Origin of the sequence: Novosphingobium sp. 18050 (assembly GCF_902706195.1) — a bacterium.
GTDB lineage: Bacteria > Pseudomonadota > Alphaproteobacteria > Sphingomonadales > Sphingomonadaceae > Novosphingobium.
This window is the reverse complement of the sequence record NZ_CACSJO010000002.1, coordinates 145,022-170,056: the sequence shown is the minus strand read 5'-3', so window position 1 is coordinate 170,056 and position 25,035 is coordinate 145,022. Positions and strand designations below refer to the sequence as shown.

24 protein-coding genes and 1 tRNA gene are annotated in these 25,035 nt (G+C 65.2%); 11 read left to right on the top strand and 14 right to left on the bottom strand.

What is annotated here, in order from left to right:
• The first annotated feature begins 48 nt into the window (after positions 1-48).
• Positions 49-2,187, top strand: coding sequence for a TonB-dependent siderophore receptor (locus GVL61_RS03285; protein ID WP_159976960.1), 2,139 nt, complete (start codon positions 49-51; stop codon positions 2,185-2,187).
• Positions 2,188-2,267: 80 nt separating this feature from the next.
• Here the strand turns inward: GVL61_RS03285 and GVL61_RS03280 are convergent, their stop codons facing one another.
• From GVL61_RS03280 to GVL61_RS03270, 3 genes are all read right to left on the bottom strand, one after another.
• Complete coding sequence (locus tag GVL61_RS03280) at positions 2,268-3,572, bottom strand: MFS transporter (protein WP_200844710.1); 1,305 nt, start codon at positions 3,570-3,572, stop codon at positions 2,268-2,270.
• A 327-nt stretch (positions 3,573-3,899) separates the two neighbouring features.
• A tRNA-Leu gene (locus tag GVL61_RS03275) sits at positions 3,900-3,986 on the bottom strand.
• 256 nt (positions 3,987-4,242) lie between these two features.
• Positions 4,243-4,761, bottom strand: coding sequence for a cytochrome b (locus GVL61_RS03270; RefSeq protein ID WP_159976958.1), 519 nt, complete (start codon positions 4,759-4,761; stop codon positions 4,243-4,245).
• Between the two features lie 233 nt (positions 4,762-4,994).
• Between GVL61_RS03270 and GVL61_RS03265 the strand changes: the two genes are divergently transcribed.
• Together GVL61_RS03265 and GVL61_RS03260 are read left to right on the top strand one after the other, a co-directional pair.
• Positions 4,995-5,645 (top strand): response regulator transcription factor, encoded by a 651-nt coding sequence (locus GVL61_RS03265; protein WP_159976956.1) that lies wholly within the window; start codon positions 4,995-4,997, stop codon positions 5,643-5,645.
• Positions 5,646-5,685: 40 nt separating this feature from the next.
• On the top strand, positions 5,686-6,117 hold the full coding sequence (locus GVL61_RS03260) for a thioesterase family protein (RefSeq protein ID WP_159976954.1): 432 nt from the start codon (positions 5,686-5,688) through the stop codon (positions 6,115-6,117).
• A 23-nt stretch (positions 6,118-6,140) separates the two neighbouring features.
• Here GVL61_RS03260 and GVL61_RS03255 read toward each other — a convergent pair whose 3' ends face one another.
• The 4 genes from GVL61_RS03255 to adh all read right to left on the bottom strand — a co-directional run bounded on the left by GVL61_RS03255 (position 6,141) and on the right by adh (position 11,764).
• The gene (locus GVL61_RS03255; RefSeq protein ID WP_159976952.1) at positions 6,141-8,390 is read right to left on the bottom strand and encodes a PAS-domain containing protein; all 2,250 of its coding nucleotides are present in this window, start codon (positions 8,388-8,390) and stop codon (positions 6,141-6,143) included.
• 10 nt (positions 8,391-8,400) lie between these two features.
• A complete protein-coding gene (locus GVL61_RS03250) occupies positions 8,401-9,591 on the bottom strand; it encodes an FIST N-terminal domain-containing protein (protein WP_159976950.1) in 1,191 nt (396 codons plus the stop codon).
• A gap of 63 nt (positions 9,592-9,654) precedes the next feature.
• A complete protein-coding gene (locus tag GVL61_RS03245) occupies positions 9,655-10,125 on the bottom strand; it encodes a DUF779 domain-containing protein (protein WP_159976948.1) in 471 nt (156 codons plus the stop codon).
• A 118-nt stretch (positions 10,126-10,243) separates the two neighbouring features.
• Positions 10,244-11,764 (bottom strand): aldehyde dehydrogenase, encoded by a 1,521-nt coding sequence (adh, locus tag GVL61_RS03240; protein WP_159976946.1) that lies wholly within the window; start codon positions 11,762-11,764, stop codon positions 10,244-10,246.
• Between the two features lie 175 nt (positions 11,765-11,939).
• Between adh and GVL61_RS03235 the strand changes: the two genes are divergently transcribed.
• The 4 genes from GVL61_RS03235 to GVL61_RS03220 all read left to right on the top strand — a co-directional run bounded on the left by GVL61_RS03235 (position 11,940) and on the right by GVL61_RS03220 (position 15,145).
• Positions 11,940-13,427 (top strand): ATP-binding protein, encoded by a 1,488-nt coding sequence (locus GVL61_RS03235; protein WP_159976944.1) that lies wholly within the window; start codon positions 11,940-11,942, stop codon positions 13,425-13,427.
• A 130-nt stretch (positions 13,428-13,557) separates the two neighbouring features.
• Complete coding sequence (locus GVL61_RS03230; protein ID WP_159976942.1) at positions 13,558-14,661, top strand: acyltransferase family protein; 1,104 nt, start codon at positions 13,558-13,560, stop codon at positions 14,659-14,661.
• A gap of 80 nt (positions 14,662-14,741) precedes the next feature.
• The gene (locus GVL61_RS03225; RefSeq protein WP_159976940.1) at positions 14,742-14,942 is read left to right on the top strand and encodes a DUF4169 family protein; all 201 of its coding nucleotides are present in this window, start codon (positions 14,742-14,744) and stop codon (positions 14,940-14,942) included.
• Positions 14,942-15,145 (top strand): hypothetical protein, encoded by a 204-nt coding sequence (locus GVL61_RS03220; protein ID WP_159976938.1) that lies wholly within the window; start codon positions 14,942-14,944, stop codon positions 15,143-15,145. The genes GVL61_RS03225 and GVL61_RS03220 overlap by 1 nt, the downstream gene beginning before the upstream one ends.
• Positions 15,146-15,290: 145 nt before the next feature.
• Here GVL61_RS03220 and GVL61_RS03215 read toward each other — a convergent pair whose 3' ends face one another.
• From GVL61_RS03215 to GVL61_RS03205, 3 genes are all read right to left on the bottom strand, one after another.
• Positions 15,291-15,785, bottom strand: a complete 495-nt coding sequence (locus GVL61_RS03215) for a hypothetical protein (protein ID WP_235037514.1) — start codon at positions 15,783-15,785, stop codon at positions 15,291-15,293.
• 138 nt (positions 15,786-15,923) lie between these two features.
• Positions 15,924-16,988, bottom strand: a complete 1,065-nt coding sequence (locus GVL61_RS03210) for a L,D-transpeptidase family protein (RefSeq protein ID WP_235037513.1) — start codon at positions 16,986-16,988, stop codon at positions 15,924-15,926.
• Between the two features lie 189 nt (positions 16,989-17,177).
• The gene (locus GVL61_RS03205; protein WP_159976936.1) at positions 17,178-17,648 is read right to left on the bottom strand and encodes a peptidylprolyl isomerase; all 471 of its coding nucleotides are present in this window, start codon (positions 17,646-17,648) and stop codon (positions 17,178-17,180) included.
• A gap of 238 nt (positions 17,649-17,886) precedes the next feature.
• Here GVL61_RS03205 and mgtE point away from each other — a divergent pair, with 238 nt between their 5' ends.
• Positions 17,887-19,320, top strand: coding sequence for a magnesium transporter (mgtE, locus tag GVL61_RS03200; protein ID WP_159976934.1), 1,434 nt, complete (start codon positions 17,887-17,889; stop codon positions 19,318-19,320).
• Positions 19,321-19,409: 89 nt separating this feature from the next.
• Here the strand turns inward: mgtE and GVL61_RS03195 are convergent, their stop codons facing one another.
• Complete coding sequence (locus GVL61_RS03195) at positions 19,410-19,742, bottom strand: hypothetical protein (protein WP_159976932.1); 333 nt, start codon at positions 19,740-19,742, stop codon at positions 19,410-19,412.
• A gap of 387 nt (positions 19,743-20,129) precedes the next feature.
• On the opposite strand from GVL61_RS03195, the gene GVL61_RS03190 reads away from it, so the two are divergent.
• Both GVL61_RS03190 and GVL61_RS03185 read left to right on the top strand, forming a co-directional pair.
• Positions 20,130-20,438, top strand: a complete 309-nt coding sequence (locus GVL61_RS03190) for a hypothetical protein (RefSeq protein ID WP_159976930.1) — start codon at positions 20,130-20,132, stop codon at positions 20,436-20,438.
• 172 nt (positions 20,439-20,610) lie between these two features.
• Positions 20,611-21,012, top strand: a complete 402-nt coding sequence (locus GVL61_RS03185) for a DUF1489 family protein (RefSeq protein WP_159977307.1) — start codon at positions 20,611-20,613, stop codon at positions 21,010-21,012.
• Between the two features lie 138 nt (positions 21,013-21,150).
• On the opposite strand, the gene nudC is transcribed toward GVL61_RS03185, so the two are convergent.
• Genes nudC through GVL61_RS03170 form a run of 3 tightly spaced genes read right to left on the bottom strand, consistent with a single transcriptional unit; the run spans position 21,151 to position 24,432 of the window.
• Positions 21,151-22,056, bottom strand: a complete 906-nt coding sequence (gene nudC, locus GVL61_RS03180; RefSeq protein ID WP_159976928.1) for an NAD(+) diphosphatase — start codon at positions 22,054-22,056, stop codon at positions 21,151-21,153.
• A 1-nt stretch (position 22,057) separates the two neighbouring features.
• Complete coding sequence (locus GVL61_RS03175) at positions 22,058-23,359, bottom strand: serine hydrolase (protein ID WP_235037512.1); 1,302 nt, start codon at positions 23,357-23,359, stop codon at positions 22,058-22,060.
• Entirely contained in the window at positions 23,356-24,432 is a 1,077-nt protein-coding gene (locus GVL61_RS03170) for an A/G-specific adenine glycosylase (protein WP_159976926.1), read from the bottom strand. Before GVL61_RS03170 ends, GVL61_RS03175 begins: the two co-directional genes overlap by 4 nt.
• Before the next feature lie 29 nt (positions 24,433-24,461).
• Between GVL61_RS03170 and GVL61_RS03165 the strand changes: the two genes are divergently transcribed.
• Entirely contained in the window at positions 24,462-25,016 is a 555-nt protein-coding gene (locus GVL61_RS03165; protein ID WP_159976924.1) for a DUF721 domain-containing protein, read from the top strand.
• Positions 25,017-25,035 lie beyond the last annotated feature (19 nt).

Sequence of the window (25,035 nt, the reverse complement as noted above, 5' to 3'; positions counted from 1 at the left end):
GCCGGGACCACGTCCGCGAAGCCGGGACAACTGCCAGGGGGCAATTATATGAAGTCCAGGATTTTGCTCATGCTCGGCGGCGCATTCGCCGTCTATGCCATGCCCGCCATGGCGCAGGTAGCCGAAGACAATGCGGGCAGCGAAGGCGATATCATCGTCACCGGCAAGTACACCCTGGAAGACAAGATCGACACCGCTACCGGCCTCGGCCTGTCCGTTCAGGAAACGCCGCAGTCCGTCAGCATCGTCACCGCGCAGCGCATCCTCGACCAGAACCTGATCAGCGTGAAGGACGTGATCCAGAACGCCGTCGGCGTCGCGATCAACGAGACGGATGACGTGCGCAACTCGTTCTACGCACGCGGTTTCCAGATCACCAACACCCAGCTCGACGGCGTACCGACCGCTTGGGCGCTCGGCGGCGATTCGGGCGAGACCCTTGCCGACGTATCGCTTTATGAGCGCGTCGAGATCGTGCGCGGCGCCACCGGCCTGCTCAGCGGCGCAGGCGATCCTTCCGCCTCGGTCAACCTGGTGCGCAAGCACGCCGACAAGACCGAACTGGGCGGCTATATCAATGGCAGCTACGGCAGCTGGGACACCTGGCGGGTTTCGGGCGATATCGGCGGCCAGGTAACTTCCGATGGCCGCCTGCGCTTCCGGGCGGTGGGCCGCTATGAGGAAGGCGGCAGCCAGATCGACGGCTACCATAACAAGAAGCTGGTCCTCTACGGCACGATCGACGCCGACATCACCGACGATACGTTGCTGCGCGTCGGTTTCAGCCACCAGCAGGGCCGCCCGGACGGCGCTGCATGGGGTGCGCTTCCCTCGTTCTACAGCGACGGCAGCTTCGCGTCGTGGGGACGCTCCAAGTCGACCGGCGCCAAGTGGACACACTGGGACACGACCAACCAGAACCTCTACGTCTCGCTGCGCCACGACTTCGGCAACGGCTGGAGCGCACAGGCCAACTACAACCGCCTGCGCAACACCCAGAACACCAATATCCTGTACCTCTACGGCCTGGTCGACAAGACCACCGGCCTCGGCCTGGCCAGCAATCCTTATGCGGCTGACGGCGAGAGCATCCAGAACAGCTACGACGCCCAGATCAAGGGCAAGGTCAGCCTGTTCGGCCGCGACCACGAAGTCGTCGTCGGCGCGCTGCGCAGCATCATCAACCGCCATGCCGATACGTTCGCTGCGCTCAACCTGCTCGACCCGGCCAATCCCTATTCGTGGCCGGCGGCAGGCGACTTCAACAACTGGACCGAAGATTCCTACGCCTTCCCGGGCTTCTCGGACGTTCCGTTCCGCGCTTCGCAGGAAAAGATCACCCAGACCGGCTACTACGGTGTGGTGCGTGCAAACCTGTCCGACCAGCTCAAGGTGATCGGCGGAGGCCGTATCGCCAGCTGGCAGCAGCGCGGCTTCGCCTATGGCGTGGACAGCAACTACGGGGACGACAACGTCTTCATCCCCTATATCGGCGCCCTTTACGACGTGACGCCCAACCACCGTATCTACGCCAGCTACACCAAGATCTTCCAGCCGCAGAACCTGCTGGGTGCCGACTTCCGGCAGCTCGATCCGCTGGACGGCAAGGCCTATGAAATCGGCCTGAAAAGCTCGTTCTTCGACGAGGCGCTGCAAACGTCGCTCTCGCTGTTCCGCATCGAGCAGGACAACATCGGCGTGCTGAACGGCATACCCGTATCGCCGGGCCCGGGCCAGCTGCCGGTCCAGACCTACATCGCGTCCAGCGGCGACGTCAGCAAGGGCTTCGAGGTCGAGATCACCGGCGAGCCGCTGGAAGGCTGGAACGTCAACTTCGGCTACAGCCAGTTCAAGCTGGACGTGAACCGCGACCAGCCGCGCAAGCTGCTCAAGCTGTTCACCACCTACACGCTGGGCGGCCTGACCGTGGGCGGCGGCGTGAACTACCGCAGCAAGGCCTATACGGACGGCCTCAACCCCGTCACCTCCGCGCCCTTCCGCTTCCAGCAGGACGGCTACACGCTGGTCAGCCTGATGGCGCGCTACAACGTGTCGGACGACCTGCAGATTCAGGGCAATATCGAGAACCTGCTCGACAAGAAGTACTACAGCCAGATCGGCTTCTACAGCCAGTACCGCTATGGTCTGCCGCGCAACTTCACGGTCAGCGCGAACTACCGCTTCTGATCGCGGCAACACCTCCGTAAAAGCAGTGGGGCGCCGTGCGAGACAATCGCCCGGCGCCCCCCTTCGTTCAGCCGCTTCGTTCAGCGCACTGAGCGCACCGCGCACCCGGCCGAGAGCAGCAGCGCCGGGATCGCCGTCACCGCGATGGCCGTCAGAAGCTGCCCGCCCAGATAGAAATCCGAGACCGCGCCCACCACCATCGGCCCCACAGCACAGAAGATCGAAACCACGAAGCTCCAGACGGCAAAGCTGCGCGCCCGCAGTGCCACCGGCGTCAGATCCTGCAGCATCGTCGGCACCAGCGCATTGGCGATGCAGGTGAGGAACAGGAACAGCCCCACCAACACCAGTGCCACGTCGATGTCTCCCACTGTCAGCAGCAGAGCTGCGCACGGGATTGCCCCGAAGGCGCCCGCGCCCATGATGATCGGCCGCGCGGCCAGTCCGAAACGCCTGCGCAGCGCCTGGTCGAGGTAACCTGCCACCGGCAGGCAGCCGATGCTGGTGAGCAGCGTGACGATGCCCAGCGCATGGCCGATCACCCGCATGTCCGCACCGAAACGCCGCTCCAGCGCCAGCGCGATCAGCGGGTTGAGCGCCTGCACCGCGATCATCAGACTGCCCGCCACGCCCACGAACAGCCCCACGGCCCGCCAGCGCTCGCGCAGGAACGCGATCAGCGAGGCGGAAACCGGACTGTCTGATGATATGACCAGACGCCGCGGGTCCACGGTGAACAATGCCGCCACGATCAGCGGCGCACCGGCCAGCGACAGTAGCAGGATTGCCTTGCGCCATGGCTCGGCCGAAAAGGCGAAGACCGCGTCCCCGGCCCGGACGATATCGTCCCCGAAATAGTAGCCCGCGCCTGCCCCGGCGGCCATCAGCGCCGCAAAGGACAGGTTCGCCGCCACCCGGTAGCGTTCCGGCGCAAGGTCCGGGATCATCGAGTAGACGATGGGAATCATTGCGAACTCGGTCACGCCGGACGCCGCGCGGCCGATGAAGAACAGCGGGAAATTCGGCGCCAGCGCGCTCACGACCATCAGGGCGCTCCACCCTGCGATCAGGCCGATCAGAACGCGCTTGCGCGACATGCGGTCCGCCAGCCGCGCAATCGGCACCGCAATTGCGCTGGCGACCAGCACGCCCGCCAGTCCCTGCAGGGCCCCGATCGTCGCATCGCCCACATCGAAGCTGCTCTGGATCGGCGATAACAGGATCGACTGGAGGCCCCGGTCGCTCATCTGCACGCCCGCCGTCACACCTAGGAAGGCGACGGTGAACAGCGCCGGTATGGTCCAGGCGGCGCGGGAAGGTTCGCCGATCTCTCCGGGCGTGGCCGCTGCTATGATCGCGATGACGACGCCTCCTTCAATGCCCACGGTTGCAGGCCAAGTGAAGCGCTTTTGCGAGGCGTTTGCAATATTTTCGATCGCAGGCTTTTCCTGCATCGCCCGGTGCCGCTATGGACGCGCCCGCTGATTCACGCCGCCATCAAAAGCCGCGCGCATCCTTTAACGAACCGCCGCCTCGCGCATGACTTTCATCCCCTCCTTGCGGAGAAATTCCGGCGCCAGAGCGAGCGTTTAAGCCTCGATGATGGGAGAGAAAGCAGCCAGACCTGAAGATTTCTCAGGCCAAAACGCAAAAAACCCGCTAGCAAGGCGGGGTGCCCGAAGGCAAAAATCAGTGCTGTTTCAAATTCTGCCTGGTGCGGTCGAGAAGACTCGAACTTCCACGGGCTTTCGCCCACAACGACCTCAACGTTGCGCGTCTACCAATTCCGCCACGACCGCATTTTTTTGGGGCTGGATGAACATCCGCCCCCGGCAGGAGCGGGCCATTAGCAAGGGCCTTCCCGGCTGGCAAGCGGCCAGAGCAGATTATTTTCATTTCCTGCGATTTTCTTGCTCAAGTGCCTCCTCAAGCCCCGGAATTCCGCGCTTTGTGCGGTGGATGGCCAGCCATGTCGCCCCGGCCCCGCGCCGGAACAGCGTTCACATCTGCTCCGGCGGACTTGCGGCGCCCGCGTCCATGTCTGTTTGTCGGATGTTACAGCATCCGGCGCAGGACAGCGTCCCTGAGCAGGAATTGATGACGCAGCGCCGCCGCCACATGGCCGAGGACCAGCGCCAGCAGAGTCCAGCCGCCGATGCCGTGGAAGCTGTGCCCGATCTCGTAGAGAGTGCTGCCCTTGGTGACGGCCAGCTTCGGCCAGTCGAACAGGCCGAACCAGCTCAGCGGATACTTGCCGGCCGAAGACATGATCCAGCCCGACAGAGGCATCGCGATCATCAGCACATAAAGCAGGGCGTGCAGGATATGGGCGGCGGCGATTTCCGTCCCGCTCATCGATCCGGGATAGGCGGGCGCTTTCCAGCACATCCGCCAGCCCAGCCGTGCCAGCGAGAGCACCAGTACCGTCAGCCCGACCGCCTTGTGGACCGGCATCACAGCCACCACGCCTTCCAGTGCATCGTGCAGCAGCCCCGTGGCAAGGTTGGCGAGGATCAGCACCGCGATCGCCCAATGCAACATGCGAGCGCCCGCGTTGTACCTGTTATTTCCCATCATGTGCTCCTGTGATGCACTCCCTCCTTCGCGGGGGCGGTCTCAAAAGGTAAACCTGCAGACGGAACATGGCTGCGACTTTCCTGCGACTTTGCAGAATCGCGATTGCGGAAGTTCCGCGTCCTCAGGGTGCCTGGCGATGACCTGGAGAGCGGCGCGGCGGCATCCCGCTGGCGCACCGCCCCTCCCCGGGCTAGTCAGACATCAACGCAATCGCCTTAACGGAAACCGGCATGGGAGAATTCATCGGCCCCGAGCGCGTCCTGATCGTCGACGACCACTCGCTGGTGCGCGACGGCCTGCGCTCGATCTTCGACGACACCTTCCCCGCCTGCACCATCCTGGAGGCCGAGAGCCTGGAAGCCGCGCTGCGGGCGCTGGACGAGGAAGGCGACGTCGACCTCGTGCTGCTGGACCTCAACATCCCCGACGTTTCGCACCTCTCCGGCCTGCAGGCGCTGCGGGGCCGCTTCCCGGCGACGCCGGTGGTGATGGTCTCGGGCGTGACCGACCGCAACGTGGTGCGCGAGGCTTTGGCCGCGGGCGCGGCGGGCTTCGTACCCAAGTCGCTGAAACGCGGCGCCATCGTCGACGCGTTGCAGCAGGTACTCTCGGGCGAGATCTACATGCCCGACCTTCCCGGTGACGAACGCCAGGTCGCCGAGGAAGATCTCATCCGCGCCCTCATCGACACCCTCACCCCGCAGCAGCGCGTGGTGCTGGGACATCTGGTGGCGGGGCGGCTGAACAAGCAGATCGCCTATGAACTGGACGTCTCGATGACCACGGTGAAGGCGCACGTCTCTGCCATCCTTCAGAAGATGAACGTGTTTTCGCGTACCCAGGCGGTCATCATGGCGGCCAAGATCGGCTTTCGCGGCTGAGGCGTGCTTTTCGCGGCGCCCCCCTGTAGGGCGATCAGCCATGAGCCGAGAACCGCTACGCCCGCGCGGCGCCTACCGCGCCTTCGTGTCCACCCCCACCCGCTGGCATGACAACGACGTCTACGGCCACGTCAACAACGTGATCTATTACGCTTTCTTCGATACGGCGGTGAACGCCTGGCTGATCGAGGTCGGCCTGCTCGACATCGAGAACGGCGACCCGATCGGCGTCGTGGCGGAAACCGGGTGCCGCTACGCCGCATCGGTGCATTTTCCGCAGAAGCTGGAAGTGGGCCTCACCGTCGCCCGGCTGGGCTCCAGCAGCGTGACCTACCACCTCGGCCTCTTCGTCGAAGGCGAGGACCAGCCTGCCGCCGAAGGACACTTCACCCACGTCTATGTCGGGCGCGAAAGCCGCAGGCCCGTTCCCCTGCCCGAAAACTGGCGCGGGGTTCTTTCGCAGCTGGTTTGAGGGGGCGCCGGAACAGTCGGCTCCTAAAGCACGTCCATCTGCCGCAGCAACGCGCGCAGCTGCGCCGGTTTCACCGGCTTGTTCAGCAGCGGCAGCGACAGGCCTGCCAGCTGGGCCTTGGTTTCCGCCCCCCGGTCGGCGGTGATGACTATCGCGGGCACATCGCGCCCGGCCTTCGCCCGCAGCGCCGCGATGGCATTGTCCCCGGTGAGGTCATCGTCGAGGTGGTAGTCGACGATCAGCATCGCCGGTCCCTGCTCCAGCGCGGCAAGCGCGGCGGCGTCGGACGGATCGTTGGCGGTCACCACGTCCAGCCCCCAGTTCTCCAGCAATGCCTCCATGCCTGAGAGAATACCCGGATCGTTGTCGATCACCAGCACCAGCCCGCCGGGTCCCGCCCGCGCGGTGATGGCGGCCAGCCCTGCCTCGGGCAGCGCCGCTGCCGAGGCCGCGCGCGGCAGGCGGATAGAGAAGGCTGCGCCCTGCCCCGGCGCGGTGGTCAGGTCCATGCGGTGCCCTAGCATTGTCGTCACCCGCCGCACGATGGCCAGGCCCAGGCCCTTGCCCGGTATCTTCTGCGTCTTGCCTACCCGGCGGAACTCCTCGAAAATCTCGTCGCGGTCGCGCGGCGCAATGCCGGGGCCGGTGTCGCGCACCGTCACCACGACATCGTCCCCCTCCAGCTCGACCTCGACGGTGACGCTGCCCTGCTCGGTATAGCGGATCGCATTGGAGACGAAGTTCTGCAGCACCCGGCGCAGCAGCCGCGCGTCGGAGCGCACCCACATCAGGGTATCGGGCACCACGAAAGCCAGCCCCCCCGCCGCCGCCAGCGGCGCGAACTCCACGCGCAGGGCGGAAAGGATCGAGGCCAGCGACAGGTCGGCGAACTCGGGCTGGATGGCCCCGGCATCGAGGCGCGAAATCTCGAACAGGGCTTCCAGCAGGTCTTCCACCGAATCGAGCGCGGTCGACGCCTGCTGCACCAGCGCGCGGGGACGCTCGGGCATCGCATGGCCGTCCATCGCCGACACGAACAGCCGCGCCGCGTTCAGCGGTTGCAGCAGATCGTGGCTGGCGGCGGCGATGAAGCTGGTCTTGGAGCGGTTTGCCGTCTCCGCCTCGTTCTTCGCCTCCACCAGCTGGCGGTTTAGGTCGACCAGTTCGGCGGTGCGCTCGTCGACGCGGCGTTCGAGGGTTTCGGCGGTTTCGGTCAGCGAGCGTTCGAACTGGACGTGATCGGTCACGTCGTCGAACGTGAAGACCATGCCGCCGTTCTTCAGCGGCACCGAGCGCACCGTGAAATGGCGTTCTCCCATGACGCAGTTGGTGGCCACCCGCGCCCCGCCGCTTTCGCGCCAGTCGAGCGCCTCGGTTCGGTCCAGACCGCGCTGGTCAACGCACCAGCGCGCCAGTCCCTCGTGCGAATCGATGGGCGTGTCGATGCGCGGTTCGCCCCGCTCATCGATGTTCAGGCCAAGGACCGTCAGCACGCCCTCGTTCCAGGCCTGCAACTGGCGCTGGGCATCGAACAGGCACACCCCTTCCGACAGGGTGTCGAGCGTCGCCTGAAGCGCGAGGTTGCGTTCGGCCAGTTCGCGGGCGCGCTGGCGGGCGTCCTCTGCCTTGACGGTGGTGATGTCGGTATAGATGCCGACGGTGCCGCCTTCGCTGGTGCGCAGTTCGTTGATCTGGATCCAGCGCCCGTCCGCCAGCGCCTGCACATGCGCGCCTTTCGCGCGGCGGTGCTGGGCCACGCGGTCCTTCAGCCAGCGTTCGGGCGCCAGGCTGGAACCCATCATCCCGCCCGACTGGGCCAGCCGGCTCGCCAGTTCGGCGAATTCCGGCCCATCCTCGCTGATCGCCTCGACGTAAGGGAATATCTTAAGGTAGGCGCGGTTGCACAGAACCAGCCGGTCCTCGGTGTCGAACAGGGCGAAACCGTCGGCCAGCGATTCGATGGCATCGCGCAGCATGACCCTGGCGGCGGTGGCATCGGCATTGGCGGCGGCCAGTTCGGCGTTCACGGTGTTGAGCCGTTCCAGCGCCACTTCCAGCGCCCCGGTTCGGGTCCGCACCATGGAATCGAGCGAGATCGCCGTCTCGAACATCGAGAAGGCGCCGCCCTGCATGTCGGTCGAGCGTTCGACCCGGTCCATCAGGGCGGCGTTTATCTTCTCCAGCCGGGCTACGCGGCGGCGCAGCCCGGCCAGTTCATCTTCCCGTTCATCGTGGACGGGCCCGGCGCGCGGATGCTCCCCGACTTGCGCCATCGCCGCCCTTTCAGCGCCCGCCAGAAGGCACGGGCGCCACCTGGTCTCCAGAACGACCGATCGCCAGCCCGCTGAAGGTCTGGTTCATGTGCGCGGCCAGAAATTGTTCGCCATACGTGCTGAAGCCCAGCACCTTGTTGTCCATGTAGATCTGCGAAACCTCGCGCAGGATCTGCCTGTCCTCGGCATCGAGGCGGTTGAGCACGCAGTCGAACCCGATGATGCGGTCGATCGCGCCGATTTTGCTGGAGACAGAACCGAACAGCTCGCGCATCCAGCTCAGCCGGTCGACCGGCTCGCCGATGGTGAGGACGACGCCGGTGTCGATGGCGCAGTAGAAGGTCAGCGATCCGTCCGGGTTGGCCGACTGGACCGAGCGGACATGGAACTGCCCGCCAGTGCGCACCATCGGCGGATGGGCGGCGAAGAAGTGCGCGTCCAGCGTCTCGGCAGGGCTGCCCGAAAGCCGCAGATATTCCTCGGCGGCAGGGACGGCGTTGATCTCGTAGACGGTGCGGCTTTCCGGGTCCGCCTCGGTGATGACCATCTTGGCGGGGCCGGGGCGGTAGTGGTTGGCGCAAAAGACATGCATCGGCCGCCGACTGGTGAGCACCGCGATCACCGCCGCATCGGAATGGAAGCCCCCTTCGTGCAGCACGGCGGTTTCGCGGAATGAGAGGCCGTCGCCGCTCGATCCGCCGATCAGCTGGACATCGCCCAGCGCGTGCTGCGCGGTCATCGTCAGCAGTTCCTCGCGGTGGGAAAGCCCGTCGACAAAGAATAGCGCCACCTGGTGCAGATCCCCCGCAGCGGCATGGTCCAGCCGGGCGCCGGCAACAAGCTGGCGGATCGCGCCCTGCGCTGCCTCGGGATCGAAGCTGTCGAGATCGTCGAAGCGCAGCGAGGCCATCGAAAAGCTCTCGGCCGGGAAGCCGATCAGTTGCAGGCTGTCGCTATCATAGCCCCGGTCGGTCAGTTCGCCCGCGCTCGTGCAGCCGATCAGCGGCGCGCCGGGCAATGCGGCCTTCAGCGCGTGGGCCAGTTCATCACGCGGGTAGGTGTGCGAACAGAACAGCAGCGCGCCTGCCAATTCGACATCGCCGATCGCGGCCACCAGCTCCGCTACCGCGACTTGCGGATCGGCCGCGCGCGAGGCGCAGGCGACCAGAGGTCGATCACTGCCTTGAAGAGTGGCGTTCATTCGCATGTCCCGCTCCGTGCCGGCCGCCTCTTTGATCGGGCGGTCCATGCCTGTGCAGGAAGTCTAAGCCGTGCCCGTCCCCTCGCCAAGCGCATTTCGGCCAAGCGCATTTCGGCCAGGTGCATCGGGGCTGTCGCCGCGAAGTGGTTCACCTGCCGCTTCGAGCGAAACGTTCTCCGCGTCGGTGAAGATGCGCGAGCGCACGATGAAGCGCACGCCTTCGGGCGCCTCCAGGCTCATGCCCGAACCGCGCCCCGGCACCACGTCGATAGTAATTTGCGTGTGGCGCCAGTATTCGAACTGCGCCGCCCCGATCCACACCGGGGTATCGCCGCTCACCTTGCCCAGCAGCACGTCCTGCCCGCCGACGCGAAACTCCCCCGCCACGAAGCACATCGGCGCCGACCCGTCGCAGCACCCGCCCGACTGGTGGAACATCAGGTCGCCGTGGACGGCGCGCAGGCGCTCGATCCACTCCTCCGCCGCCGGGGTGGCGAGGATGCGGGCCGGAAGTGAGGTGGCTGCAAGGTTCATGACGCGAAAAGACGGCGGACGGCGCAGGCGCCATCCGCCGTTTCAAGGTAACCGGCGCCGGCCATCTGGCGGAGTGGGGACGGCGCCGGGGAGGGAGCTTTTGATGGCCCTGAAAGCATCAGAAGAAACCGAGCGCTTTCGGGCTGTAACTGACGAGCAGGTTCTTGGTCTGCTGGTAGTGGTCCAGCATCATCTTGTGGTTCTCGCGCCCGATGCCCGACTGTTTGTAGCCGCCGAACGCCGCGTGGGCGGGGTATGCATGGTAGCAGTTGGTCCACACGCGCCCGGCCTGGATACCCCGACCGATGCGATAGGCGCGGGTTCCGTCGCGGGTCCAGACACCGGCACCGAGGCCGTAAAGCGTGTCGTTGGCAATCGCGAGGGCCTCCTCGTCGGTCGAGAACTTCGTCACCGCCAGCACCGGACCGAAGATTTCCTCCTGGAAGACGCGCATCTTGTTGTGGCCTTCCAGGACCGTGGGCTGGACGTAGTAACCCTGCGAAAGCTCACCTTCATAGGCAACGCGCTCGCCGCCGGTAAGGACCTTGGCGCCCTCGTCCCGGCCGATCTGGATGTAGCTGAGTATCTTCTCCAGCTGGTCGTTGGAGGCCTGCGCGCCGATCATCGTCGATGCGTCCAGCGGACTGCCCATCCTGATCGCCTCGACCCGAGCGATCGCTTTTTCCATGAAGGCGTCATAGATCGATTCGTGCACCAGCGCGCGGCTTGGGCAGGTGCAGACCTCGCCCTGGTTGAGCGCGAACATGGTGAAGCCCTCAAGCGCCTTGTCGAGATAGTCGTCGTCGGCATCCATCACATCGGCGAAGAAGATATTCGGGCTCTTGCCTCCCAGTTCCAGCGTGCAGGGGATCAGGTTTTCCGACGCGTATTGCATGATGAGCCGGCCGGTGGTGGTCTCGCCGGTGAAGGCGATCTTGGCGATCCGCTTGTTGGTGGCGAGCGGCTTGCCGGCCTCGATGCCGAAGCCGTTGACGATGTTGAGCACGCCCGGCGGCAGGATGTCGGACACCAGTTCGGCCAGCACCAGGATCGACATCGGCGTTTGCTCGGCAGGCTTGAGCACCACGCAGTTGCCTGCGGCCAGCGCCGGGGCCAGCTTCCACGCCGCCATCAGGATCGGGAAGTTCCACGGAATGATCTGGCCGACCACGCCCAGCGGTTCGTGAAAGTGATAGGCAACGGTGTCGTGGTCGATCTCGGCGATGGAGCCTTCCTGCGCCCGCAGGCAGGAAGCGAAGTAGCGGAAGTGGTCGATCGCCAGCGGCACGTCGGCGGCGGTCGTCTCGCGGATCGGCTTGCCGTTGTCGATGGTTTCCACCAGCGCCAGCCTGTCGAGGTTGGCCTCCAGCCGGTCGGCGACCTTGAGCAGGGTATTGGCCCGCTCGGTGGGCGATGCCTTGCCCCAGGCGTCCTTCGCGCCGTGCGCGGCATCCAGCGCCAGCTCGATATCCTCCGCCGTGCCGCGCGCCACCCTGCACACCACCTGCCCGGTGACGGGCGAAACGTTGTCGAAGTACTGCCCCTTGACCGGGGCGACCCACTTGCCGCCGATGAAATTGTCGAACTTCTCACGGATGAGTGCGTCACCCGCGAATTTGCTCATTGCCTGTTCCAGCATGGCCATGTCTCCCGAACTTATCGCGGGCCAGTGTGAGCCTGGATCGAGCCGCAGCCAATTGTACCTTGGGACGATGGGGTGGGGCCGCACTTTGACGAATTCCCCCGCCAGACCTCTGGATAAAGCCGCCTCCCCACCTTGCGCGCGCCCTGCCCCCTTTGGCAGGAGCACCATCGTGAGCGCGAACATCGTTATCGGCCGGACGCCGCAAGGCCAGCCGATTGAGATCGACATCAAGGAACTTCTGGCGACCCGCCTGCTGGTGCAGGGCAATTCCGGGTCCGGAAAGTCGCATCTGCTGCGCCGGATCCTGGAAGAGAGCGCCACTATCGTCCAGCAGGTGGTCATCGACCCAGAAGGCGATTTCGTCAGCCTCGCCGAGGAATTCGGCCATGTCGTGATCGACGGCTCCGCTTATGGCGAGGCCGAGATCGCCCGCCTCGGCGCCCGCATCCGCCAGCACCGCGCCTCCGTCGTGCTGGCGCTGGACGAGCTGGAAATCGACCAGCAGATGAAGTGCGCCGCGCAGTTCCTGAACGCCCTGTTCGATGCCCCGCGCGACCAGTGGTATCCCGCGCTGGTGGTGGTCGACGAAGCGCAGATGTTCGCCCCCGCCGCCGCCGGCGAAGTGTCCGAAGAAGCCCGCCGCGTCAGCCTGGCGGCGATGACCAACCTGATGTGCCGCGGGCGCAAGCGCGGCCTTGCCGGCGTGATCGCCACCCAGCGCCTTGCCAAGCTGGCCAAGAACGTCGCGGCCGAGGCCAGCAACTTCCTGATGGGGCGCACTTTCCTCGACATCGACATGATCCGCGCCGCCGACCTGCTCGGCATGGAGCGGCGTCAGGCCGAAGCCATCCGCGACCTTGCGCGCGGGCAGTTCCTGGGCCTTGGCCCGGCCATCTCGCGCCGCCCGGTTTCGGTGGACGTCGGCACCGTGCGCACCGGCGCCAAGTCGGTGACGCCGGGCCTTGCTCCGCTGCCCACCGCCTCGACGGAGGAACTGCGCGAGCTGCTCCACGAAAACCTCCACGTCGAACCGGACCGCCCGGAATTCCACCGCCCGGCGCCGAAAACCGAGGATGCCGACACGCTGGCGCGGCGAATCGCCGAATCCGACCTGCTCGAACCGACCAGTTCGCAGTCCCGCGAGAGCGAACGCGAGCGCCAGCGCCCCGAACCCGACGCGGAGGAAAGCCGCGCCGCAATGGTCGAGATCATGAACGCGATGGCGCAGGAGGACGACTGCACCTTCCAGTCGTCGACCACGCTGTTCCAGGATTTCACCATCCGCTGCCGGATGAAGGGCATTTCGGTGCGCGGTCTGGACGCCACGATGTTCCGCCGCGGCTTCGCCGCCGCGCTTGCCGGGATCGAAGACCCCGACGACGAGCGCTGGATGGACCTCATCAACCTGTCGAAGCATGTCCCCGACGATGCGCTGGCCACCTTCTATGTGATCGCCCGCGCCGCGATCGCCGGCAAGCCCTGCCCCGACGACATGGACCTTGCCCGCATCTACGGCACCAGCAGCCCGCGCCGCGTGCAGCGCCTGCTGGACTATCTGGAAAAGGACGGGCTGATCGTGGTCCGCACCGATTTCTCGGGCAAGCGCTCGGTCGGTCTGCCGGACCTCGGGGTAACGACTTCGCCCGTCGAAGCCTGACGGGCGACTTCTTGCTGCAAGCGCACAATCTGCGCTGCAACCGCGCAGAAACGTGCATTTCGGATCATTAAGGCCACCCCGCTTCCGCCGCCGCTGCTACCGTGCCGACAGCGACGGATTAGGGATCAACGTGCAAAACAGACTTGTCGGCCTCGACTTCTGGCGGGCCATCCTGCTCCTTTACGGTGTGCTGCTGCATACCGCCGGACGAATTCGCACCATGCCCGACGATCCCTGGATATTCGGGGTGATCCAGTCGCTGTCGCGCGCTACGCGGATGCAGGCCTTCTTCCTGATCGCCGGCTATCTTGCCGCCGCCTCGATCAGCAAGAAGCAGCCGATGGACTGGCTACGCTCCAGAACGGCGCAATTGTTGATTCCCTTTGTCGTCGTCTGGCTCACCTTCCAGCGGTTCACCGACCTGATCAGAAAGGGGGACTTTTTCGCTACCCCCTTCAACATCGATCACCTGTGGTTCCTCCTCGTGCTGATGTCGTTCAGCCTGCTGACGGTCGCCGGCAAAGGCACCGCCGCCGGCAAACTCCTTTCACGGGCAGCGCGGGAACTGCGCGGGGTGCCGCTCGCATCCGTCATCGCCGGCATGGTGGCCACCGTATTTGCGGGCACGCTGCTGAACCAGTACATCTACGCCGCTTTCCCAGCGATCGGGATGAAGGAAGGGAACTACGAAAGCCTCTATCTGCTTTCGCGGGCCTGCGTGATGATCGTGTTCTATGTCGTCGGCCACGTCCTTTACAAAGCCGACCTGCTGGACCGGGTCCGTGCCGCTCCGCTTTTTGCCGTCGCCGCCATCGCCATGGCGCTCTACCTGATGCTCTACAACTCGGAGACCTACACGGTGCGGCAGATCACCGGCATTCCGAACCCGGTAACAAAGATCGCCACTTACTTTCTGTATTCGGTGATTGGGACGTTCTTTTCGCTGGCCGTGTTCATCCATGCCCGCTCGATCGCCAGAATATCGAAAAACACCGCGTATTTATCGAAAGCGGCCTACACGGTATATCTGGTCCATATCTTCTATGTCGCCGTCGCGTTCCAGGTGCTGTCGACGATCCTTCACGATCATTACCTGCTGTTTATCGGCACCGTGATGCTGGCAACCGCATGTTCGCTCGCAACGCATCAGATCATATCCATGGTGCCGATGCTCCGGCTTCTCTTCAACGGCAAGCTGCCCCGAAGCAGACAGGCCAAGCCTTCCTTCGCCTGAAGCAGAGCTTGGCCTGTCTGCTTCGGGGCGTGAGGAGGAACATCTTTCCCCTCGCCGAGTCTCGCGGTAAAGCGCCGGACATGGCAGAGATTATCAATCTTCGGATGGCCCGCAAGGCGCGCGACCGGGCCGAAGACAAGACGCAGGCCCAGGCCAACCGTGCAAAACACGGCCGGACCAAGGGTGAGCGGATCGCCGCCAAGGCCGAAATCGCCCGGATCGACCGGATCGTGGACGGCGCGCGGATCGAAGGTATCCGGGACAAGCAGGAAGACGACTGATGCGCACGACTTACGAAGCAGCCACGGTGCGCCTCTATCACCTCGACGGCGGGGCGGAGGGCGGGGCTGCGAACACCCTGTTCTATGGCCCCCTGTCCGAAGCCATGGCGATCGCTGCGCAGCAGAGCGAGGACGTACAGGACGGCCTGTTCCTGGCCACCGATAACGACGTAGTGGCTTACGTGGATCTGCTGGAGGGGTAGTCGCCCGCCGGGCTGACGGGACGTCGACCGGCTCGGCCTGAGCCGGCTCGGCCTGAGCGGGGTCGGGAGGCTTGTTCGGCCCTGCTGGCGAGCGTGCGCGGGGCGAGGGAATAGTCCTTCACCCCGCCCAACCTGCCGAAAGCCGTCAGAAGCGCGCCTGGACGCCTGCCGCGAGATAGTGATCGCCGATGTTGCCCTTCAGGTCGACCATCGGCAGCAGCGGCATCGCCACGGTGCCATAGGCGCGCAGGTCATTACCGATCAGGCGCGCGCCCACGCCCACCGAGAAGGACATCGGCAGGCGATAGGTGGCCTCCACCTTGCCGAAGATCTTGGTGCCGGAATTGTCGCACTTGCCGTCAGAGACCTGCTCGTCATTGCTGCTGCGGAAGCACTGCGAATCGTCCTTGTAGAAACCGTCATGGTCGCGCTTGTGGAAGAACGCGCCGACTGCCGGGGTGATCGCAAAGCCGCCGTCCTCGATCACCGGCACGCCGACCGCAAGCTCGCCGCCCCATGATCCTTCCGAGCGTGCCACGTTGGCTTCGGCTGTGACTTTCGCAGCCGCGGGCGATGCAGCGGCGAGCGCGCACAGGCCGGCACAAATGCCCAGCGGGGCGGCAATACGGAATTTCATCATGGTCCCTGCTCCTTGAAACCGGTTGGTTAGCCTCGGGCTAGGTCCGGCAGGGGAAGCGGGCAAGGAGCGGGAGTTCCGTCCATCGCGGCAAGGACTCGGCCTATCCCTTTTAAGCGAGATCAGACCGCTACGCCGCTGTCAGGGCTGGAACACCACGTTCGTCCCGGTGTGGACCATCTGCGCCAGACGGGCGGCATCCCAATTGGTCAGACGCACGCAGCCGTGGCTTTCGCTGCGACCGATGGTCTGCGGCTCGGGCGTGCCGTGAATGCCATAGTGATCTTTCGACAGGTCGATCCACACCACGCCGACCGGGCCGTTGGGGCCGGGCGCAAGGCGCTTGGCCTTGTCGTTCTTGTTCGCGTCCCAGAACAGGTCGGGGTCGTACTGATAGTCGGGGTTTCGCGACGTCCCCCTGATCTTCCAGGTGCCGATCGGCAGCGGATCGTGGGCGCTCCCTGTGGTCACCGGGAACTGGGCGATCAGCTTGTCCGCCTTGTCGTAGACGCGCAGCGTGCCTTGCGACTTGTCGACGACGATACGCTCGGCCTCAGGCTGATCGCCCGCCACGCCAAGGCGCTGCAGGGTGTCCGCCCAGCCGCGTTCATCCCCCTCGATCTTCGCCGGCGCGACGTTGGCGATCGCAGGTACGCGGATCGTGCGCCCCGTCCCCAGCGCGGTATTGGGGCCGTTTAGCGCGACAAGCGTGTCCGGGGTGGTGTGGAAACGTTCCGCCAGAGCCTCGGTCATCGAACGGTAGCCGAGGTGGTCATAGCCGGCCAGATCAGCGGTCTTGTGCGGCAGGTCCCGCACAAAGGGTCCGCGCGCGAAAGCTTCCGGGATCACCACGAGCAACGTCGCCGCCGTGCCCTGCCCGTGGAACAGGGCCGCCTGCGTCGCCGGATCGAGTTGTCCGGTCGATGGCAGGCCCCGCGCTTCCTGGAAGGCGGCCAGCGCCAGCTTATAGGACTGCCCTTCCCTGCCGTCGATCACTCCGGGCGAGAAGGCCAGCCGGTCAAGCGCCACTTGCGCGCGCATGATCAGGCTGTCTGCCGCTTCCGTCTCTCCCCCGCCGGGGGCATTGGCGAAGGCAAGCGTGGCGCTCGTCGCCGCCTTTGAAGGAGCGACAGCGGGCTCGCTGCGCGACCCGCACGCGGAGACCATTACGAGGGCGGGAAGGCACAAGGGAAGTAAGCGTTTCAAGTGGCACCCGTTTTTCGTGTTCTGGTGCCTGTATCAACGCCCGGCCGCGATTTTGGCTCCGTCCATCCTCGACGGACCGGATCTGCCTGAAAATGGCATGCGGCTTCCGGCTGCTCCCTGGCCTGCGCAAGGCCCACGAAAAAGGGCGGCCCTTGCAGGCCGCCCTTCTCGAATCATCGGCAGGACCGATCAGCCTTCGCTGATGGTCGCCTTGACGATCTTGCCCGGCTCGCGCGGCGGCTCGCCCTTGGGCAGCGCGTCGACGAGTTCCATGCCTTCGACCACCTGGCCCCAGACAGTGTACTGCTTGTCGAGGAAGGTCGCGTCGTCGAACACGATGAAGAACTGGCTGTTGGCCGAGTGCGGGTAGCTGGTGCGCGCCATCGAGCACACGCCGCGCACGTGCTTTTCAGCGTTGAATTCGGCCTGGAGGTCAGGCTTGTCCGAACCGCCCATGCCGGTGCCGTTGGGGCAGCCGCCCTGCGCCATGAAGCCGGGGATGACGCGGTGGAACTTCACGCCGTCGTAGAAACCCTCGCCGGTCAGTTCCTTGATGCGAGCGACGTGGCCGGGGGCCAGGTCCGAACGCAGCTTGATCTTGACGTCGCCGCCTTCGCCATTGCCGGTGTCGAGCGTGAGGGTCAGAAATTCGTCAGCCATCGCATGTCTCCTATTGTCGGCGCGCAAATTCTTGACGCGCGCCGGTCGGCTTGGCGCCCGATATAAGGCGCGGCGCGCCAATGTCACGCCTCCCCTGACTTTCGGCCCGAACCTTCGGCCCGAACCATTCGGCCCCGAACCGTCGCCCCGTTCACCTGCCCGCAGGACCTGAGGGAAACCTCCGGCGCGCCTCCTTCCGGCTGTTGCAATTGCGAAATAGCTGCGTAGACCGGCCCTTATGAGCGAAGTGGACCTCAAGGAAGAACTGCCCGGAAACGCGGAAGATACCGCGCCCGAAGGCATGCCCGAATCCGAGACCCTCGACGAAGACAACCGCCTCAAACCCGAATTCGTCCGCAACGTTAAGGAGGCCCTCGACGACGAGGACTCCGACCGCGTCTACGACCTCGTCGAACCGCTCCACCCCGCCGACATCGCCGACTTGTTCGAGCTGGTCGACGAACGTGAACGCCTGACCCTCGCCCGCTCGATCCGCGACCTGATGGGCGTGGAAGTCATCGCCGAGATGAACGACTGGGTTCGCGAAGCGCTGATGGAAGCGCTTCCGGCCGACGTCGTCGCCGAGATCGCCGGCGAACTCGATACCGACGACGCCGTCGCGATGCTGGAAGATCTCGACGAGGCGGACCAGCAGGCCGTCCTCGCCGAGATGGAGCCGGAAGACCGCGCCGCGATCGAATCGGCGCTGTCCTACCCCGAAGAATCCGCCGGCCGCATGATGAGCCGCGACCATGTCGCGGTGCCAGAGACGATGACCGTGGGCGATCTCATCGATTACCTGCGCGAACACCGCGAGTTGCCGACCGAGTTCTGGGAAGTGTTCTGCGTCGATCCGATGCACCGTCCGGTAGGGACCTGCTCGCTGTCATGGATCCTGCGCTGCCCGCGCAATATCCCGCTCTACGACGTGATGGCGCGAGACCAGACCCTGATCCCGGCCGACATGGACCAGGAAGAAGTCGCGCTGCGCTTCCAGAAATACGCGCTGATTTCGGCTGCGGTGGTCGACACCTCGGGGCGGCTGATCGGCCAGATCACCGTCGATGACATCGTCCACATCATCTCCGAGGAAGCGGGCGAGGATGCCCTGTTGCTCTCGGGTGCGGGCGACGGCGACATCAACGAGCCGATCCTGCTGACCGTGCGCGCCCGCCTGACCTGGCTGGTCGTGAACCTGGCGACGGCAATGCTGGCCTCCTCGGTGGTCGGCCTGTTCCAGGGCGCGATCACCCGGTTCGCACTGCTGGCAGTGCTGATGCCGATCGTCTCGGGCATGGGCGGCAATGCCGGCACCCAGACGCTGGCCGTGGTGGTGCGCGCCATCGCCACCAACCAGCTGACCGATTCGAACACCGTGCGCATGATCTGGCGCGAATTCCGCATCGCCCTGACCAACGGGCTGGCGCTGGGCGTCCTGATCGGCACCGGCACGGCACTGGTCTTCGGCAACCCGCTTCTGGGCGTGGTGATCGCCTCCGCCATGTTGATAAACAACCTTGTCGCGGGCCTTGCCGGTATCCTCGTCCCGGTAACCTTGGACCGCTTCAACGTCGACCCGGCGGTTTCCTCAGCGGTTTTCGTGACCACCGCGACCGATACGATGGGCTTCTTCACCTTCCTCGGACTCGCGGTGCTGACGGGACTGGCTTAAGCCAGGCAGCCGCCCCGGCGCGGACAAATCCGATGCCACGCATATGGCGGCTATCGCCCCCTTGCGGACATTCCTGCGTCGGTCCACCGTTAGATATGTTCCTGCCTCAACCAATTGAACCACGGGCTCGCGCAATAGCCGTTGGCGCCCTGCTTTTGGCCACCGCGCTTGTTTGTCCCAGCGTCTTGGCGTGCAGTCCAACGGCGTATAAGGATGACCGCGAGAAGCTGACGGCTGCTCTGGCGGCGGCCGATCAAGCTACTGTAGCCATCGACGGTTATGTAGTCGAAGGCCATGCTCCGCCTTATGTTGGCACGATAGCGATCATACGACCTACGCACATTTGGTTCGGTCACAAGCAGCCTGAGTACCGGGTCGTGATGGCGAGCATCTGTGATGATCAATTCGATGCAGGTCAGCATGTTCGCATTCTGCTTAATGAGGTCACACCGGATACAGTGTGGGAGCGACTTGGCCGTAGGCTGCTCTTCTGGCGTGATCCGACCTATGCAGTGAGCCCGTTCTCAGGTTTTCATTGGGCCATGCGCTATAAAGCCATGAGGCAGGCCGTCGGACGAAGGGCGCAGAAAGCTGCCGGGCGCTAGGCCGTGCTCGTGTGAACTTAGCGTCCGCTTTCCACCATTTTTAGACGCAAGCTGCTAGTCGGCACGCGCCCCATTGCGGACGTCAAGCGCCTCGAAACAGCTATCTGAAAGCGCCCTTGCGACTGAGCGAGACGCCGCTAAAACGCACTTGTGCAGAAAATTTACGAGTTTCGGACTTTACATCCAAGCACCCTATGGCTGCCAATGACCGTGTTGTTCTTGGTTTTTGGTTCAGCGATATATATTGATCGAGCAGCAACCGGCTGGCTGGTGGCGATGTCATTTGCGGTCATAGTGATAACTGCACAAGCCTTTGGCGCGGCAAAGCAGGAGCCTCGATACTGGTCCGCGCTAATGCTCTACTGCCTGTTGCACCTTGGCGTGTTGTCGTTCTCAAACGAAGCATGGATACCTAAACCGACGTCCGCGATTACGCCGCTCTTCCTGCTCGATTACCTCGCAATGGGTTGGGCCTTTTCGAGGATTAGTGGTCTCCAGTTTGATATGAGCTAAGGTCGGCTTCCCTCGATCGCGGAGCAAAAGCTGCCTGTCCCCTTCCACCCCTTTCGGTCACTTCGCCTCGCAGAAACGCTGCCTGATAGCGGACAATCATCAGCTTGAATTTGTCAGGTCGTTTGGGCAATTCTCCTTTCGCCCCATGCAGCGCCTCCCTATCTTGGCGGGTATGCCGCTGCACATGACCAAGATCGCCTATTCCGCAGAGAGCCCCGCCTCCCTCCGCGCCTGGCTGGAAAGCCATGCCGGGGGCGAGGCGCTGATGACCACGCGCTACCTGCCCACGCGCCATGCGGAGATGATCGGCGGCTCGCTCTACTGGATCTTCGAGCATGCGCTGATCGGCCGTTCGCCAATCTTGGGCTTCGAACAGCGGGAAAGCGACGGGCGCTGGCACATCCGGCTCGAACCCAGGCTCATCCCGGTAGTGACCAAGCCCAAGCGCGCCCATCAGGGCTGGCGCTACCTCAAGGACGAGGACGCCCCGCGCGACCTCGCCGAGGGCGAAAGCGCGGGCGACACGATGCCGCCCAAACTGGCGCGCGAACTGATGAAGCTGGGACTGATGTAAAAGGCGGCCCGCGGGCCCGAAGGCTTTCCTACATCGCCGCCGCCTGTCATCCTCCCGCCGGCTCTTTCCATCGTTGATACCTCCACAGCATGAAAGGCCCCGCGCGCATGTACTTCATCAACAAACCGGCATCGTCACCTAAACCGCCCGGTCTACCCACCATTGCAGCAGCACATGGGCGACCGCATATTTCGGCGGCGCCCAGAATGCCCGGCCGCTTTCACCGACTGCGGTGGCCTCCAGCGCGTCGACCACTTCGGCGCGGGTGAACCAGCGGGCGTCCTCCAGTTCGGTGACGTCGATGGTGATCGCCGGATCGTCCGCAAAGGCATGGCAGCCGATCATCAGCGAAGACGGGAACGGCCAGGGCTGGCTGGCGACATAGGTGACATCGCGGACCCGCACCCCGGCTTCCTCGAACGTTTCCCGCGCTACGGCTTCCTCGATCGTCTCGCCGGGTTCGACGAAACCGGCCAGTGCGGAGTAGCGCCCCGCCGGGAAGCGCGGCTGACGGCCCAGCAACAGCTTGCCGTCATGCTCCACCGACATGATCGTCACCGGATCGACGCGGGGAAAATGCTCTGCCGTGCAACTGGTGCAGTTGCGCTGCCAGCCGCCCTTGGCGATGACCGTGGGCTGGCCGCAGACCGCGCAGAACCGGTGCCGTACATGCCAGCCGACCAGAGCGCGGGCGCCGCCGTAAGCCGCCAGTTCGGCGGCTTCGAGCACGTTCATCGCGTTCCAGCTGGCAGGACCGGCGTGAGGGCTGGCACCCGGATCGACGGGCACGACCTCGGCGAAGCAGCCGCGCTGGGCATCGTCCAGGCCGAGGAAAACCAGTTCACTCTCTGGCCCCGCGTCGGCGAGACTGCCCCAGACGAGGCTGCCTTCCGGGGTCAGCACCGGGTCAAGCCCGTCCAGCTTCAGGAGGCGGCCACGGGCGTTCATCAGACCGGCTATGGCATCGGGATCGCCGCGGATGTGATCGGCGCGGTCGATGTTCGAGCCGGCGAAGGCTATCGGGTCAGAAGCGGTGCGAAGCACGTCAGCGGGTCTCCAGGATCGCAAGAACGTCGGCCTTCAGCGCGGCCTGAAACTCCGGCAGCAGGTCGAGCGCGTCGGGGGGCATGAACTGGACAAAAATCTGTGAGCGCAGGCCGTGCACCATATCGACCATGCCGACAGTCCCCGCTGCGCCCGACCAGCCATATATCCCGGCCTCCGCGCCCTTGCCGACGCGGCCGCCTGCGCCGAAGCCGGAAGGACCACCAAAGGCTGCGGGTACGCTGAGGCCGGGCGGCAGCAGGTCCGAGGTGCCGATACGTATCGCGCTTTCGCCCAGCACGCGCTCCCCCTCGATCGTACCGAACTGGGCGAGCAGGCGCAGGAAGCGATCGTAATCGCGCGGGCTGCTGACTAGTCCGGCGCCGCCGAAGGGAAACGCCGGCTTGTCGAGGAAGATCGAAGTGGCACCCTCATCGATCGGGGCCAGCACTTCGCCGATCGCGACGTAATTGGTGGTCAGCCGGTGCGCCTCGCTGGCGGGCACCTGAAACCAGGTGCTGGTCATTCCGGCGGGCGCGAAGATCGTTTCGTGGAGATAGGCGTCGAAGGGGCGACCGGTCACCACCTCGATCACCCGGCCCATCAGGTCGAGGCCCACCGAGTAGCTCCACCGCGTGCCGGGATCGGCTACCAGCGGCACTTCGGCAAGACGGTCGGCAAAGTGCTCCAGCCCCTTGACCGGCGTACCCCAGTCCAGCCCCGGCGCAGTCAGCCGGCTGATCTGGCCGGGCACGAGGCCCTTGGCCGTCATCAGCGCCCGGATCGGCCCTTGCTGGACGATGGTATAGCCCAGCCCCGAAGTGTGAGTCATCAGGTGCCGCATCGTGATGGGCCGGGCCGCAGGGTGAAGCGCGGTGAGCGAACCGTCATACGTGTCTTGCACCTGCATCGTGCGGAACTTCGGCAGAATTTCATGCAGCGGCTGGTCCAGGCCGAGGCGGCCCTGCACGATCAGCTGCATCGCCGCCATCGCGGTGACCGGCTTGGTCATCGAATAGATGCGGAACAGGCTGTCGGGCGTCACCGGGTCGGGGTCGTTAAACCCCTCCGACCCGCGAGCCACGAATTCCGGCTCCCGTCCCGGCAGGCCCAGCGAGGCCACCATCCCGGGAAACTTGCCCGGCCCCGTCCAGCGTTCGACCAAGGCGCGGACTTTCGGGAGCAGTTCCGGCTGCGCGGCGGCCCAGGCCAGCTTCGGCATCAGCGCCGCGCCCAGCCCGGCGGCGGCCGCCATGCCCAGCAGCGCGCGCCGGTCCATCGCCGCGTCGAGAGCGCGAATCAAGCGTCCTGCCTTTCGGCAGCAAGGGCGAGACGCGCCGCCTTGGCAAAAAGCGTCGGCAACCCCGCCTCGGCCAGCCGATCCAGCGGCCACCACTCGCCATCGGTGCCCTCGAAGCGGTTGCCGAGATAGACCGCGAGGCTCAATTCCAGGGAGAAATGCGTAAAAACGTGATCGACCTTACCCGCGTTTTCCCACGGTCCGGGCGCCGGCCCCTCGCCGCAGCCATCAGCGCGGGCGGCCCAGCCATCGTCGGGGAGCGCACGCATTCCGCCGAGCATTCCCGTGTCGGCGCGGCGCACCAGCCAGACCTGCGCCTCGCCCCCGGCATCACGCTCGATCCAGAAGGCGCGGCCCTTGCGCGTCGGCTTGGCCTTCTTCGCCGCCTTGACCGGCAGACGTTCCGGCTCGCCGCTCGCCCGGCCGGCACATCCGGCCGACAACGGGCAGAGCAGGCAACGCGGGCTGCGCGATGTGCAGACGCCGCTGCCAAGGTCCATCATCGCCTGCGCAAAGTCGCCGGAACGCAGGTCGGGCGTGATGACATCGGCATATTCACGGATCAGCGGCCGTGATCCGGGCAGCGGCGTGTCGATCGCGAACAGCCGCGAGACGACCCGCTCGACATTGGCGTCCACCACCACCGCGCGCCGCTCGAAAGCGATCGCGGCGACGGCAGCGGCAGTATAGGCGCCCAGCCCCGGCAGCGCGCGAAGGCCATCCTCGGTATCGGGAAACTGCCCGCCCCGCGCCGCCACTTCGCGGGCGCAGGCCAGCAGGTTGCGGGCGCGGGCGTAGTAGCCAAGGCCCGCCCATGCCGCCATGACATCCTCGTCCGGCGCTGCGGCCAGCGCCATGACGGTCGGCCAACGCGCCGTGAAAGCGGCAAAGTAGGCCTTCACCGCGCCCACCGTGGTCTGCTGGAGCATCACCTCGGAAAGCCATACGCGATAAGGATCGGGCGCCGGGCTCCCCGGACGCGCGCGCCAGGGCAGGTCGCGGCCATGGGTGTCGTACCAACCCAGCAGGTCCTGCGCGATCCTCGTCGTACCTGTGGTATCCGAACTGGCGTCCATGCGCCCGCTATGGCATTGGAGCGGCGGTAATGGAAAGCAATCCCGGCAAACAATCAGACAAAAAGGGCAAGGCATCGAAGCCGGGCCTGAAGCTTTATGAGCGCCCGCGCGGCGGCCAGGCCCGCGCGATCTCCGACCTGATGCCGGAAGTGGGGCGCACCGCCTTTCGCCGCTTCGGCTTCGTGCAATCCAGCGTGGTATCGCGCTGGCCCGAGATCGTCGGCGCCCGCCATGCCCGCGTCTGCTCGCCGGAATCGATCCGTTTCCCCCCCGGCGAGAAGAGCGACGGCATCCTCCAGCTGGTCGTCGTGGCCGCCCATGCGCCGATGATCCAGCACGTCATTCCCGAGATCGTCGAGCGGGTGAACCGCTTCTTCGGCTACAACGCCGTAGCCCGCGTGAAAATCCGGCAAGGCGAGGTTAAGCCGCCGGTCTCCACCCAGCCACGCATCGCCGCCGCGCCTTCGCTGAAACCGGTGCCGTTCGAACTGGGCGAATCGCTGCGAGACATCGGCGATCCCGAACTTCGCGCGGTACTCGAATCGCTGGCACGCAGCATCGAAGCCAAGAGCGACCAGAACTAACAGTGACGGCAGGAAGACC